Source organism: Domibacillus tundrae (genome assembly GCF_000970675.1).
GTDB lineage: Bacteria > Bacillota > Bacilli > Bacillales > Domibacillaceae > Domibacillus > Domibacillus tundrae.
The window spans coordinates 1-13,176 of record NZ_LAJA01000009.1; the positions used below are offsets into that span (position 1 = coordinate 1).

Sequence of the window (13,176 nt, forward strand, 5' to 3'; positions counted from 1 at the left end):
ATTACGCAAGTAAGTAAGATCCCTTGAAGAAGACGAGGTAGATAGGTTCGGGGTGGACGTGCGGTGACGCATGGAGCTGACGAATACTAATCGATCGAGGACTTAATCAAACGAAATGCGCAAGTCGGCCGTTCAGGCCCGGCAGGCGTAAGACGGACCAGAAGGGTGGTGCTCTTTGCCACACAGCTGTGACGGCTTATGCCCGAGGGGCTGGCCGACTGGAGCTGGACAACACATGGCTGTGTATCCAACCGGTTTTTATGCCCATACAATGAACGCTTCTATCCAGTTTTGAAAGAACATAAAAAGTTCTTGCAAAAACCACTTTTTATGCTATAATAATGAATGTCGTAAAAAAAGTCAGGTGGCTACAGCGAAGAGGTCACACCCGTTCCCATCCCGAACACGGCAGTTAAGCTCTTCAGCGCCGATGGTAGTTGGGGGTTTCCCCCTGTGAGAGCAGGACGCCGCCTGGCAGAATTTTATATCATTTATTCCGCAGTAGCTCAGTGGTAGAGCAATCGGCTGTTAACCGATCGGTCGCAAGTTCGAGTCTTGCCTGCGGAGCCATTTTGGAGAGCTGTCCGAGAGGTCGAAGGAGCACGATTGGAAATCGTGTAGACGGTTTACGCTGTCTCAAGGGTTCGAATCCCTTGCTCTCCGCCAGTTACTCTAAAAAAACAAATACATATATATTTTGGCCCCTTGGTCAAGCGGTTAAGACACCGCCCTTTCACGGCGGTAACACGGGTTCGAATCCCGTAGGGGTCACCAACATTCTGGAGGATTAGCTCAGCTGGGAGAGCATCTGCCTTACAAGCAGAGGGTCGGCGGTTCGATCCCGTCATCCTCCACCATTATTATTATCGCGGGGTGGAGCAGCTCGGTAGCTCGTCGGGCTCATAACCCGAAGGTCGCAGGTTCAAATCCTGCCCCCGCAATTGTTTGGTCCGGTAGTTCAGTTGGTTAGAATGCCTGCCTGTCACGCAGGAGGTCGCGGGTTCGAGTCCCGTCCGGACCGCCATTTTTCATACATAACATTTTAATTGGCTCAGTAGCTCAGTCGGTAGAGCAAAGGACTGAAAATCCTTGTGTCGGCGGTTCGATTCCGTCCTGAGCCACCATGTTGCCGGTGTAGCTCAACTGGTAGAGCAACTGACTTGTAATCAGTAGGTTGGGGGTTCAAGTCCTCTTGCCGGCACCATTTTTTCGAAGTATAGTTAAGCTGTGGAGGGGTAGCGAAGTGGCTAAACGCGGCGGACTGTAAATCCGCTCCTTCGGGTTCGGCAGTTCGAATCTGCCCCCCTCCACCATTTATAGGGGCATAGTTTAAAGGTAGAACTGAGGTCTCCAAAACCTCCGGTGTGGGTTCGATTCCTACTGCCCCTGCCAATCGAATAATTTTATGATGGCGGTCGTGGCGAAGGGGTTAACGCATCGGATTGTGACTCCGACATTCGGGGGTTCAATTCCCCTCGATCGCCCCATCTTTACAAAATTGGGCTATAGCCAAGCGGTAAGGCAACGGACTTTGACTCCGTCACGCGAAGGTTCGAATCCTTCTAGCCCAGCCATTTTGCGGAAGTAGTTCAGTGGTAGAACATCACCTTGCCAAGGTGGGGGTCGCGGGTTCGAATCCCGTCTTCCGCTCCATATTCAATTAAGGCGGCATAGCCAAGCGGTAAGGCCAAGGTCTGCAAAACCTTTACCACCGGTTCGATTCCGGTTGCCGCCTCCATTATTTTTTGCCGGCGTGGCGGAATTGGCAGACGCGCTGGACTCAAAATCCAGTTCCTTCACGGGAGTGCCGGTTCGACCCCGGCCGCCGGTATCCAGTTTCTCAATAGAGGAAAACCCTTCAACATTTTGTTGAAGGGTTTTTTTATTTTACTATTTGCTGGCCTCCTTACTGAAAATAATGAAAAATTATAGATAAATAGTATTGAATATAAAAGATATCGTTTAGCAAGTCTAATTTTTGGTAATAGCCTTATTAACCATTATTATTGGAGGGATATTTATGAAAACATCTACAATGGGTATTATAGTTGGATCTTCGACTTTAGCGTCTGCAGGTGCAGTAAAAGTATCAAAAGGGTATCAACGTAGAAAATTAATGCTCGAAAGACAAAATCGAGAGTTTAGCGCAATGCAGGAAATGAAAAAAGGAATAAAAAATGGAGTGAAAACAGGAACTGAAAAAACAACGGACTTCATTAGAAGTGGAATTGAAACAGAAGAAGGGATAATAAAAAGCGGAATTAATAAAACAATCGAAGGGGTAAAAACCGGGATTGTAACGCAGCAAAAAATGATGGAAAAGGAAAAAGAAATGCTGGATAAAATGAATTCGACCATTCAAGAAAAAGAAATGACAATGGGTGTAGTAGTCGGTTCCACAGCGTTACTTACAACTGGAATTGTTTTAGCTTTGAATGCTTATCAACAAAAGCAGGAAACGGGCAATAACCAGCAAACAGCTTCTACAACGATGCAAAAAGTAGAAAGCGGAATTAAAGCTGGAACTCATAAAGTAGTGGAAGGCATTAAAAGCGGAATTGGCTCTAAGCTGAAAGTGACGGGTGAGAAAAAACAAGAATCAAATGATTCAAATGAGATGATCGTGAGCAAAACGGTGGGAAATAAGGAATTTATTGCTGATGAATCAACAGAATTAAAAAAGGATAATATTGAAAGTGTTGATGCTAAAAGAGAAGAAGCATATAAAGGGCTAACTGCATTAGATGCTCAGTATAGAGATGACTGGCAGGCAAATGGCTTTCCTCAAACAAGAGTAGAATTAGAGGAATTAGAGGCTGGGGAGCAAAAAGAGAAAACAAATATTCCAGTTTCACAAATGAAAGAAAAATTGGAAAGAAATAATGCCGAATAAAAGTAGTTATACAAAACAAAAAGCTCACTTATTAGGTGAGCTTTTTGTTTTAACAAATTTTTATGTGCTTAAAGCCTAGTTCTTTTAACGCTTGCTTCAGGCTTGCGTGTGTTTTGATCTTGTTGAAGTTTAAACCCAGGCTGACAATGGTCTGTGCAATTTCAGGCCGTATTCCGGTCAGAATGGTCTGTATGCCGATTAGTTTTAAAGCCTTTACGATTTGGAAAATTTGATCGGCGACCATCGTATCAATAATAAGAACACCTGAAATATCTAAGATAAAATGAGAAATCTTTAGTCGGGCACCTTCTGTTAATGCTGTTTCCATAATTAACTGCGCCCGGTATGTATCTATTGCTCCTACAAGAGGGATGACAGCTATTCCTGTTGTTATTGGAACAACGGGAACGGATAACTCCTCAAGTGCCGTATAGGCAATAGCCATTAATCTCTTACTGTTATCTTCGTAGGCCTCACCAAAAATACGGCTCACTTTATCAAATAAAGGATCGATTATTTTTGATACGTCCAGCATGGTTCTAGCAGCAAATTTTCTTTGCTCCAGCTCTTCGGTAAAAACATTCCAAATAACGGTGCGATAATTAGAGATCGCTATTAAAGAATCGCTTAATGAAATGTTGTAATAGATCGCTTTGTTGGCAACCTTTTCACCCCAGGCATTCACTTTCTCAACGGTTTCTTCAAAATTCATGTACAATGCTTCTCCAAAGTAACGGAGTAGTTCAGCCCTGTATTCCGTAAACTCAAGTGCTGGAAAACCGGAGCTTTCGAGTCGTTGCTTATAGTCATTGTCTTGAATATCATCGACTGCTTTAGCAAGTGCAAGATCATTTTGAATAATTTTTTTTCCTATATAACGAAGTTCATCTCTCATTCACTATGTCTACTCCCTCATGAAAATTCCTTTAGACATAGTATATAATTCTTTATTGTAAAAAAGAATTATATTTTTACGGGAAGGAGTGTTTCCTTTGGCAGATCAGTATGTTTCTAAACATAAGGATAGGAGCTGGCAATTAAAAGGAGCGGGTCTTTCATGGGCGTGACGGAAAAGCCAGGACTAAAGAAAGCTATGGAAATGAACCATAGCCGCCAAAAGGATAATGAGGATATACAAAAACAGTGCGTGATAACCATTCATCATACTGTTTTTTGTGGACTTTTAATTCTCGTGATACCATAAAAGAAATACGCTTAAAAAGGAGTTTATTTTATGAAAGCAGCTTTTATCTCTGATATTCATGGTAATGCAGTTGCTCTTGAAGCAGTATTAAAAGATATTAAAGCAAAACAGGTTGATAAAATTTATGTGCTTGGAGATCTTTGCTACCGTGGTCCGGAGCCGAAACGATCATTGGAGCTTATACAGGCATTGAAGACAGATGTTATTAAAGGAAATGCGGATGAGTGGGTAGTACGGGGGGTGAAAAAGGGAGAAGTAGCGGATCAGGCACTTGAAATGATGAATAAAGAGCGGAAATGGACTGTTTCACAATTAAATGAGGATGATCTTGATTATTTGGCCGGATTGCCCACTGATCTTCGTTTTAATGCATCTGACTTGGCAATAAACGTTTTTCATGCAACACCAGATAGTTTATTTGAGGCGGTTCTTCCAAGTGAGGCGGATGAAGTCATTAAAACAAAATTAATGTCATCAACTGATTCTGACATCTATGTGTATGCACACATACATAAACCATATATCCGCTATATAAACGGCAAGGTGATTATTAATATCGGCAGTGTGGGCCTTCCATTTGACGGAGTGAAAAAATCGTCTTATGCAATTGTTGACATTGAAGGAAATCGTGTCAGCACATCGATTGAACGTGTTCAATTTGATTCTGAAGAAGTGGTAAAGCAGTATGAGCAGTTGAATTACCCGAATCAACAGATGGTTAATGTAATTCGCAACGCAAGTATATAAAACAAACAGTCCTCTTCTTGGAAGAGGACTGTTTCACAGTGGGAAGACCGGAATATCTCCTAAAAGAGGTCATTTGCTTTTGCGGCAGTTGGTAATGATGAATAGGTCACAAGGTGAAAGGGAAAAGGTTATTGGTTTGCTTTTCTATTCAAATTGTGTTTGGTCTTCTTCCACTGCGCCTTGAAAAAGAGTCTCACTTTTTCAAGGTTAAAAATATTTTTCGTCGTCAAATTGAATTTCAATCGAATAGTTTTTTGCATTAATTGAATTTGATAATTTATGTGCTTCTTTTTCAAGCTGGATGGCTTTTTGGCGATAGTCTTCTGGCTCGAAAAGGGCAATCCGGTAAACCGTCGTATTATCGGAAAATCCGTATTGAATTTCCTGTTTTTCGGAAGCACCAAATTCTTTGTATAAGCGGGCTCGGGCACGAAGCTGAATAGCCCATTCGATCGCTTCTACAAGAGGAACGGTTTCACCTTTAAACACGATTTCATGGTCAATATTTGCCCGGTACATCAGTTTATCGAGAAGGCGTGCATCTTTTCTTACGTCCTCCAGCTCCATATCGACAGCAGATAATGTGCGCAATCCGGATTTTACTGGTTCGCCTTTCTCCGCAGTGATGAAAGCAACACGGCGAATTTCTTCTTCCAATTCATGAATCTTCTTTGTCAAAATGCTTTTTAGTTTTACTGCTTCAGCGAGTGTAATACGCCCCATTTTCAATACCTCCGCTCAAAAATAAGATAGAAAAAGCCTATCACTCTTCAGAAAAAGAATCAATTTTTTATATTTCAAGAAAAAAATAACTTTACATAATGTTCTTTCTTATGTTACTGTTTAAACAGTTTCATAGTATCTGCTGGGGGTGTCCGTTAGCCGGACTGAGAGAAGAGCGCGCACAAAGGCTCTTTAACCCTTCGAACCTGATCTGGCCAGTACCAGCGTAGGGAAGTAGGGACACAGCTTTTAAGCTGTTGATTACACTATTTCACGGGTTCTTTTATTTATTAAAAGAACCCGTTTTTATTTTTTTCCAGTGTATGGTCTCCAGATCGGTTCAGCAGGCATAAGGAGGAAAAAAGATGAATCGACTGGAAAGTGAAAAAATTGATCTGCAGGCACAATTTCCGGCAAGCGAGAAGGTATATGTAGAGGGAACACGTACGGATGTACGTGTTCCATTCCGGAAAATCGAATTGAGTGATACAACGACAGACGCGGGAGCTGTTCAAAACGAGCCAATTACTGTGTATGATACAAGCGGTCCGTATACTGAGCCGGGTTTTGTTGCGGATGTACATAAAGGGCTGCCACGGACGAGAGAACGCTGGGTAGAAGAACGAAATGATACAGAAGTGTATACTGGCCGCGAAGTAAAGCCGGAAGATAATGGAGCGAAAGATACAGCAACGATGTTTAAAGCTGATTTTAATCATGTTCCAAGACGAGCTCTGCCAGGCAAAAACGTGACGCAAATGCATTATGCGAAAAACGGCATCATCACGCCGGAGATGGAATATATTTCTATTCGTGAAAATATGGATCCGGAAGTCGTCCGCGCAGAAGTAGCATCGGGACGGGCAATTATACCTGCCAATATTAATCATCCGGAAAATGAGCCAATGATCATTGGCAGCCATTTTCATGTGAAAGTAAATGCGAATATCGGTAACTCGGCTGTCAGCTCATCGATTGAGGAAGAAGTGGAAAAGATGACGTGGGCGACGCATTGGGGTGCGGATACAATCATGGATTTATCGACCGGGAAAAACATTCATGCAACGCGTGAGTTCATTATTCGCAATTCGCCGGTGCCGGTTGGGACGGTGCCGATTTATCAGGCGCTTGAAAAAGTAAAAGGCATTGCGGAAGATTTAACATGGGATGTGTATCGGGACACGCTCATTGAGCAGGCAGAGCAGGGAGTCGATTATTTCACAATTCATGCTGGTGTACTCCTTCGCTACATCCCGATGACGATTAAACGGACGACAGGTATTGTATCGCGCGGCGGTTCTATTTTAGCCCAATGGTGCCTCGCACACCATGAAGAAAACTTCCTTTATACACATTTTGAAGAAATTTGTGAAATATTAAAAGCATATGACATTTCGGTCTCGCTGGGGGATGGTCTTCGTCCGGGATCAATCGCCGATGCGAATGATGAAGCGCAGTTTGCGGAGCTTGCGACACTTGGTGAGCTGACGAAGATCGCCTGGAAACATGATGTGCAGGTGATGATTGAAGGACCGGGACATGTACCGCTTCATAAAATTAAAGAAAACATTGATAAAGAAATCGATATATGCCAAGGCGCACCATTTTATACGCTTGGACCGCTGACAACGGATATTGCCCCTGGCTATGACCATATTACGTCTGCCATTGGTGCTGCATTGATTGCGATGCATGGAACGGCGATGCTTTGTTATGTCACACCGAAAGAGCATCTCGGTCTGCCGGATAAAAATGATGTCCGGGAAGGCGTTATTGCGTATAAGATCGCTGCGCACGCAGCTGACTTGGCTAAGGGACATCCAGGCTCACAAAAGAGGGATGACGCATTATCAAAAGCGCGGTTTGAGTTCAGATGGCATGACCAGTTTAATTTATCGCTTGATCCAGATCGGGCACGTGAATATCATGACGAAACATTGCCGGCAGAAGGAGCGAAAACCGCTCATTTCTGCTCGATGTGCGGACCGAAGTTTTGCTCGATGCGCATTTCTCATGACTTACGCAAGCAGGCAGCCGAAGAAGGAATGAAAGAAAAGTCAAAAGAATTTACAGAAACCGGAAGTCGAATTTACAGCTGATCGACTCGACTTTATCCGTTTTATATGAAATAATAAGGAAAACAAACAGGCAGACGGGATTCCCGTTTGCCTGTTTTCTATGGAGTGGAGGAGAAGGCATGTACCGGCAGTTAAAGCAGGAACTGATTGACTACAGCAAAGACATTGGCATTGATAAAATCGGATTCGCTGCGGCCGATCCATTTCTTGAGTTAAAACAAAAGTTGATCCAGCAACAGGAGTTGGGCTATGCGTCTGGCTTTGAAGAAAAAGATATTGATAAGCGGACGAACCTCGCTCTCTTACTTGATCAGCCGCGTTCGATTATTGCGATCGCGCTTGCCTACCCTTCAAAACTTGAAGAGGCGCCGAAAGGGAAAAAAGGCGAGCGGCGCGGCTTGTTTTGCCGTGCTTCGTGGGGAGAAGATTATCACACCATTTTGCGAAAAAAGCTGCAGTTGCTGGAACAGTTTTTACAGGAAAAGCTGCCAGATGTTCAGTTTAAATCAATGGTGGACACAGGAGAGCTGTCGGATCGCGCCGTCGCTGAACGGGCAGGAATTGGCTGGAGTGCAAAAAACTGCGCCATTATTACGCCTGAATTCGGCTCATACGTGTACTTGGGGGAAATGCTGACTAATGTTCCATTTGAGCCGGATACGCCAATGGAAAGCCAGTGCGGAACATGTACAAAATGTATTGACGCATGTCCGACAAGTGCGCTTGTTCAAGGCGGCCAGCTAAATTCACAACGCTGCATTGCTTATTTAACGCAGACGAAAGATTTTTTACCGGAGCCGTTCCGTAAACATCTTGGAAACCGATTATATGGATGTGATACATGCCAGACAGTCTGCCCAGAAAATAAAGGAAAACACACACTGCGGCATGAAGAAATGATTCCGGAGAATGAGCAGGTAAAACCATTGCTTGAGCCGCTGCTGTCGATGAGCAATAAAGAATTTAAAGAACGATTCGGCCGGATGTCAGGTTCTTGGCGGGGCAAAAAGCCGATTCAGCGAAACGCGATCATTGCATTGGCACACTTTAAAGAAGCGTCTTCTCTGCCAATTCTTGCGGATGTCCTGCGTGAAGACCCGCGTCCGGTTATAAGAGGAACCGCGGCGTATGCAATCGGTCAAATCGGCGGTGGGCAAGCGGAATCGCAATTAAATGAAGCACTGCTGAAGGAAAAAGAAGAAGCAGTGATTGAAGAGGTGAAAAAAGCACTGAAGTCGCTTCGTTCCGTGCTATAATGATGTTTTGAAAAGGAGTGAAAGTTTGTGGCTGTTCATGTAGTGTTATATCAGCCGGAAATTCCGGCAAATACAGGAAATATCGCGCGAACATGCGCGGCGACGGGTGTTCCGCTTCATTTAATCCGGCCGCTCGGATTTTCAACAGATGATAAAATGCTCAAACGTGCGGGACTTGATTATTGGGAGTTCGTCGATATTACGTATTACGATTCACTTGATGATTTTTTTGAGAAAAACAATGGCAACATGTATTATTTATCAAAGTTCGGTACGCAGGATCATGCGAAATTTGATTACAGCGATACAGAACAGGATCATTATTTTATGTTTGGAAAAGAAACGACGGGATTGCCGAAAGAGTTAATTCAGGCTAATATTGACTGCTGCCTGCGCATTCCAATGAACGATCACGTCCGGTCGCTTAATTTATCCAATACAGCGGCTATTCTTGTATACGAAGCACTTCGCCAGCAAGGTTTTCCTGGGCTTCATTAAAAAAGCTGTACCGGAATTTTTCGGTACAGCTTTTTTATATTCATCACTTTGTGCCTGGTTTGTCATCGTAGCCTGCTGCGAAAATCGCTGTTAAAAAAGCGACACAGACAAAAAGAATGCCTAAAAGTCTCATGAAAATAAGCTCCTTCCTTTAACGTGGACGTATCAATCTTCATTTATTATAACGGAAACGATATCGAATGTGAACGCTTCTTTTTCTCATAAATGTGTTCGTCCGCGCATAAAATCCGATAAATACGCCCATTAGAGTGCGGAGCGGAGGGAGCCATTTATGACGATACTCGATAAAATTCAAACATGCCGTGCCGAAGAAGACAAGCTGCGCTGGGAAGGAACATTCCGGGAGTATTTAGAGCTTGTGAAAGAGAAGCCGCACATTGCGATGCCAGCACATGCGCGTATATACAATATGATCCGTTCATTCGGCGTGACAGATGGCCATTATGACTTTTTCAGCCGCGAGCTTTTCGGCCTTGAAGAACCGATTAAACGACTTGTTGAAGAGTATTTTCATCCGGCTGCAAAAAAGCTGGACGTACGGAAACGGATTTTACTGCTGATGGGACCGGTCGGGGGTGGGAAATCAACGATTGTCTCGATGTTAAAGCGCGGACTTGAGCAGTATACACGAACAGACGCCGGTGCAGTTTACGCGATTAAAAACTGCCAAATGGCGGAAGATCCGCTTCATTTAATCCCTCGTGAACTGCGGGATGATTTTTTCGCAGAGTACGGCATTCGCATTGAAGGATCACTGTCGCCATTAAATGCGTACCGGATTGAGCATGAATTTGACGGTCGAATTGAAGACGTGCCAGTTGAACGCATTTTCTTCTCGGAAGACCGACGGAGAGGAATCGGTACGTTCAGCCCGTCTGATCCGAAATCTCAGGACATTGCCGATTTAACCGGCAGCATCGACTTTTCAACCATTGCGGAATTCGGTTCTGAGTCCGACCCGCGTGCCTACCGATTTGATGGTGAGCTGAATATTGCCAACCGCGGCTTGATGGAATTTCAGGAAATGCTGAAATGCGATGAGAAGTTTTTATGGCACCTTTTATCACTTACCCAGGAGGGGAATTTTAAAGCCGGCCGGTTTGCACTTATTTCAGCCGATGAAATGATTATTGCGCACACGAATGAAACAGAATACCGTTCATTTATTGCCGATAAAAAAAATGAAGCCCTTCATTCACGGATGATCGTCATGCCGGTTCCATACAACTTAAAAGTAACCGAAGAAGAAAAAATTTATGAAAAAATGATCCATGAAAGTGAGGCGGCGACGATTCATTTTGCGCCGCATACGTTTCGGACAGCTGCCATGTTCACCATTTTAACGCGCTTAAAAGAATCAAGCCGGGCAAATGTCGACCTCGTTATGAAAATGAAGCTTTATGACGGAGCAGTTGTAGAAGGGTTAACCAGTCTTGATGCTTCTGAACTGAAAAAAGAATATCCAGATGAAGGAATGGACGGGATTGATCCGCGCTACGTGATGAACCGGATTTCTGCTGCCATCATTAAAAAAGGCACGAATTCGATTAATGCGCTTGATGTGCTTCGGGCATTAAAAGACGGACTGGATTCACATCCATCCATTTCAAAAGAAATGCGGACGAAATATTTGCAGTTTATTTCCGAAGCGCGGAAGCAATATGATGAAACAGCAAAAAAAGAAGTGCAAAAAGCGTTTGTATATGCATATGAAGAATCTGCTCGAGCGCTTATGGATAATTATTTAGACAACGTAGAAGCGTATTGCAATAAAATGAAATTAAATGATCCGCTGACGGGGGAAGAAATTAGCCCGGACGAGCGTCTCATGCGTTCAATTGAAGAACAAATCGGCGTATCCGAAAACGCCAAAAAAGCATTCCGTGAAGAAATGCTCATTCGGATTTCCGCTTATGCTAGAAAAGGGAGAAAATTCGATTACCGAGAGCATGACCGGCTGCGGGATGCTATTCAAAAAAAGCTGTTTTCCGATTTAAAAGATGTCGTGAAAATTACAACGTCGTCTGTTACACCGGATGAACAGCAGATGAAAAAAATGAATGAAGTAATGGCCCGGCTTATCGACGAGTGCGGCTATAACTCAGTTTCTGCCAATGAACTGCTCCGTTATGTCGGTGGACTTTTAAATCGATAAATAAGGAAAGTGTAAGGCACCCACTTATTGGCGACCAGCATAAGATGAGCACTGGCGGAGGCGGCTTTTGCCTCCTCCAGCAGGGCTTGGCTTATGACTCAAGCCGATGGTTTCTGGAACTGGACAACACTTCTTATCATTTAGAAAAACCCGGTTGCAGGCAGCCGGGTTATTGCTTTCCATCCGTTGATTTATCATATTGTACAGGGTCAGGCTGACGATCGTGCTGCTCTAGTTCTTCGTTTGTTCGCTGGCGTTCCATTTGGCGGCCAAGGATTTCCATGTCTTCAAAGCTAGTGACCATAGAATTGACAGGCTCTACTTCGCGCTTTTTGAAATTCATGATTAGTCACCTCTCGTTCGTTTCTTAATAGTATACCCTGTCTTAGCAAAATCAAACTGGGGGAGGAAAGGGAATGAAGCCGTTTTATCATTTATCTGAAGAAGACTGGTCGCTGCACCGGAAAGGGTTTGATGACCAGGAGCGGCATCGCCAAAAAGTAAAAGAAGCGATCAAAAAAAATTTGGCGGATATGGTGACGGAAGAACAAATTATTATGTCGGATGGGAAGCGGACTGTAAAGCTGCCGATCCGATCGTTGCAAGAGTATAAAATCCGCTACTCGGATGAAAAGTCGGCACATACGGGGCAGGGAAAAGGAGAAGTTGGTGACGCAATCGCTCGTGCCGGTGATGACAAAAGTACAGCAGGACAGGGCAAAAAAGCCGGCAATCAGCGCGGAGAAGACTTTTATGAAGCGGAAGTGAGCATGGCAGAAATTGAAGACGCACTTTTTTCTGATCTGTCGCTTCCGAATTTAGCAGAAAAAGAAAAAGCAGAATCCATCATAACTGATTGGAAGATTAACGACATTCGCAAAACAGGAGTGACCGCACGCATCGATAAAAAGAAAACATTATTAGCAGCTTTTAAACGAAATTCACTCGGAGGGGAAACATCCTTTTTTCCTGTTCGTCCCGAAGACCGACGTTTTCGTGCCTTTACAGATGAAAAAACGCCACAGTCTAAAGCAGTTATTTTTGCCATGATGGATACGAGCGGCAGCATGGGACCGTTTGAGAAATATATTGCCCGCAGCTTTTTTTTCTGGATGACCCGGTTTTTACGAAAAAAATACGCGACTGTAGATATCGTTTTTATTGCGCATCACACAGAAGCATTACTCATGGAAGAAAATGATTTTTTTACAAAAGGAGAAAGCGGTGGGACCATTTGCTCTTCTGCTTATCGGCTTGTTCTGGAACTAATGGAAAAAAAATATTCGCCGAATCGTTATAATATTTATCCATTTCATTTTTCTGATGGGGATAATCTTGCGTCGGACAACCTGCAATGTGTGGCGCTTCTTGAAAAAGTATTGCCGCACTGCCGTATGTTCGGCTACGGGGAAGTAAACCAATACAACCGGACGACACCGCTTATGTCCGCTTTTCGAAAAGTGGAAAATCCATTGTTTAAATCGTATGTGATCCGGAAGAGAGAAGATGTTTATCCGGCGCTGTCTTATTTTTTTCATCGGGATGAATAAACATGTTTTGTTCCTTTCTTTAGCGGGCAAACTGAGTAAAGAGTAAATAAC

10 protein-coding genes, 15 tRNA genes, 2 rRNA genes and 1 riboswitch are annotated in these 13,176 nt (G+C 43.7%); of the genes, 24 read left to right on the plus strand and 3 right to left on the minus strand.

The window, feature by feature from the left end; genetic code table 11:
- The 18 genes from VQ00_RS09935 to VQ00_RS17740 all read left to right on the plus strand — a co-directional run.
- A 23S ribosomal RNA gene (locus VQ00_RS09935) occupies nucleotides 1-110 on the plus strand; the annotation flags it as partial.
- Nucleotides 111-360: 250 nt separating this feature from the next.
- Nucleotides 361-476, plus strand: a 5S ribosomal RNA gene (rrf, locus tag VQ00_RS09940).
- A 19-nt stretch (nucleotides 477-495) separates the two neighbouring features.
- Nucleotides 496-570: transfer RNA gene (locus tag VQ00_RS09945), tRNA-Asn, on the plus strand.
- Between the two features lie 4 nt (nucleotides 571-574).
- Nucleotides 575-666, plus strand: a tRNA-Ser gene (locus tag VQ00_RS09950).
- A gap of 33 nt (nucleotides 667-699) precedes the next feature.
- Nucleotides 700-774, plus strand: a tRNA-Glu gene (locus VQ00_RS09955).
- A 7-nt stretch (nucleotides 775-781) separates the two neighbouring features.
- Nucleotides 782-857 (plus strand) — tRNA-Val (locus VQ00_RS09960).
- Nucleotides 858-867: 10 nt separating this feature from the next.
- Nucleotides 868-941 (plus strand) — tRNA-Met (locus VQ00_RS09965).
- A 6-nt stretch (nucleotides 942-947) separates the two neighbouring features.
- Nucleotides 948-1,024: transfer RNA gene (locus tag VQ00_RS09970), tRNA-Asp, on the plus strand.
- A 24-nt stretch (nucleotides 1,025-1,048) separates the two neighbouring features.
- Nucleotides 1,049-1,124 (plus strand) — tRNA-Phe (locus VQ00_RS09975).
- A gap of 4 nt (nucleotides 1,125-1,128) precedes the next feature.
- Nucleotides 1,129-1,204 (plus strand) — tRNA-Thr (locus tag VQ00_RS09980).
- Nucleotides 1,205-1,229: 25 nt separating this feature from the next.
- Nucleotides 1,230-1,313 (plus strand) — tRNA-Tyr (locus tag VQ00_RS09985).
- 5 nt (nucleotides 1,314-1,318) lie between these two features.
- Nucleotides 1,319-1,392: transfer RNA gene (locus tag VQ00_RS09990), tRNA-Trp, on the plus strand.
- 19 nt (nucleotides 1,393-1,411) lie between these two features.
- Nucleotides 1,412-1,487, plus strand: a tRNA-His gene (locus VQ00_RS09995).
- 12 nt (nucleotides 1,488-1,499) lie between these two features.
- A tRNA-Gln gene (locus VQ00_RS10000) sits at nucleotides 1,500-1,574 on the plus strand.
- A 4-nt stretch (nucleotides 1,575-1,578) separates the two neighbouring features.
- Nucleotides 1,579-1,653, plus strand: a tRNA-Gly gene (locus VQ00_RS10005).
- Between the two features lie 11 nt (nucleotides 1,654-1,664).
- Nucleotides 1,665-1,738, plus strand: a tRNA-Cys gene (locus VQ00_RS10010).
- A gap of 9 nt (nucleotides 1,739-1,747) precedes the next feature.
- Nucleotides 1,748-1,831, plus strand: a tRNA-Leu gene (locus VQ00_RS10015).
- Nucleotides 1,832-2,020: 189 nt separating this feature from the next.
- Nucleotides 2,021-2,893: a hypothetical protein gene (locus VQ00_RS17740; protein WP_052728470.1), complete on the plus strand. Its 873-nt coding sequence runs from the start codon at nucleotides 2,021-2,023 to the stop codon at nucleotides 2,891-2,893.
- A 49-nt stretch (nucleotides 2,894-2,942) separates the two neighbouring features.
- On the opposite strand, the gene VQ00_RS10025 is transcribed toward VQ00_RS17740, so the two are convergent.
- A complete protein-coding gene (locus tag VQ00_RS10025) occupies nucleotides 2,943-3,788 on the minus strand; it encodes an STAS domain-containing protein (RefSeq protein WP_046179998.1) in 846 nt (281 codons plus the stop codon).
- 339 nt (nucleotides 3,789-4,127) lie between these two features.
- Between VQ00_RS10025 and VQ00_RS10030 the strand changes: the two genes are divergently transcribed.
- A complete protein-coding gene (locus tag VQ00_RS10030; protein ID WP_046179999.1) occupies nucleotides 4,128-4,844 on the plus strand; it encodes a metallophosphoesterase family protein in 717 nt (238 codons plus the stop codon).
- Nucleotides 4,845-5,051: 207 nt separating this feature from the next.
- On the opposite strand, the gene VQ00_RS10035 is transcribed toward VQ00_RS10030, so the two are convergent.
- Nucleotides 5,052-5,567, minus strand: a complete 516-nt coding sequence (locus VQ00_RS10035; protein WP_046180000.1) for a hypothetical protein — start codon at nucleotides 5,565-5,567, stop codon at nucleotides 5,052-5,054.
- Between the two features lie 134 nt (nucleotides 5,568-5,701).
- A riboswitch (TPP riboswitch) is annotated at nucleotides 5,702-5,817 on the plus strand.
- 115 nt (nucleotides 5,818-5,932) lie between these two features.
- Between VQ00_RS10035 and thiC the strand changes: the two genes are divergently transcribed.
- From thiC to VQ00_RS10055, 4 genes are all read left to right on the plus strand, one after another.
- Nucleotides 5,933-7,666 (plus strand): phosphomethylpyrimidine synthase ThiC, encoded by a 1,734-nt coding sequence (gene thiC, locus VQ00_RS10040; protein WP_046180001.1) that lies wholly within the window; start codon nucleotides 5,933-5,935, stop codon nucleotides 7,664-7,666.
- Nucleotides 7,667-7,764: 98 nt separating this feature from the next.
- Nucleotides 7,765-8,901, plus strand: coding sequence for a tRNA epoxyqueuosine(34) reductase QueG (gene queG, locus VQ00_RS10045; protein ID WP_046180002.1), 1,137 nt, complete (start codon nucleotides 7,765-7,767; stop codon nucleotides 8,899-8,901).
- Nucleotides 8,902-8,928: 27 nt separating this feature from the next.
- Nucleotides 8,929-9,399, plus strand: a complete 471-nt coding sequence (gene trmL, locus VQ00_RS10050) for a tRNA (uridine(34)/cytosine(34)/5-carboxymethylaminomethyluridine(34)-2'-O)-methyltransferase TrmL (protein WP_046180003.1) — start codon at nucleotides 8,929-8,931, stop codon at nucleotides 9,397-9,399.
- Nucleotides 9,400-9,691: 292 nt separating this feature from the next.
- Nucleotides 9,692-11,575 (plus strand): PrkA family serine protein kinase, encoded by a 1,884-nt coding sequence (locus tag VQ00_RS10055; RefSeq protein WP_046180004.1) that lies wholly within the window; start codon nucleotides 9,692-9,694, stop codon nucleotides 11,573-11,575.
- A 169-nt stretch (nucleotides 11,576-11,744) separates the two neighbouring features.
- On the opposite strand, the gene VQ00_RS18840 is transcribed toward VQ00_RS10055, so the two are convergent.
- Entirely contained in the window at nucleotides 11,745-11,918 is a 174-nt protein-coding gene (locus VQ00_RS18840; RefSeq protein ID WP_172645570.1) for a hypothetical protein, read from the minus strand.
- A 73-nt stretch (nucleotides 11,919-11,991) separates the two neighbouring features.
- Between VQ00_RS18840 and yhbH the strand changes: the two genes are divergently transcribed.
- Nucleotides 11,992-13,125: a sporulation protein YhbH gene (gene yhbH / locus VQ00_RS10060; protein WP_046180005.1), complete on the plus strand. Its 1,134-nt coding sequence runs from the start codon at nucleotides 11,992-11,994 to the stop codon at nucleotides 13,123-13,125.
- Nucleotides 13,126-13,176: the final 51 nt, after the last annotated feature.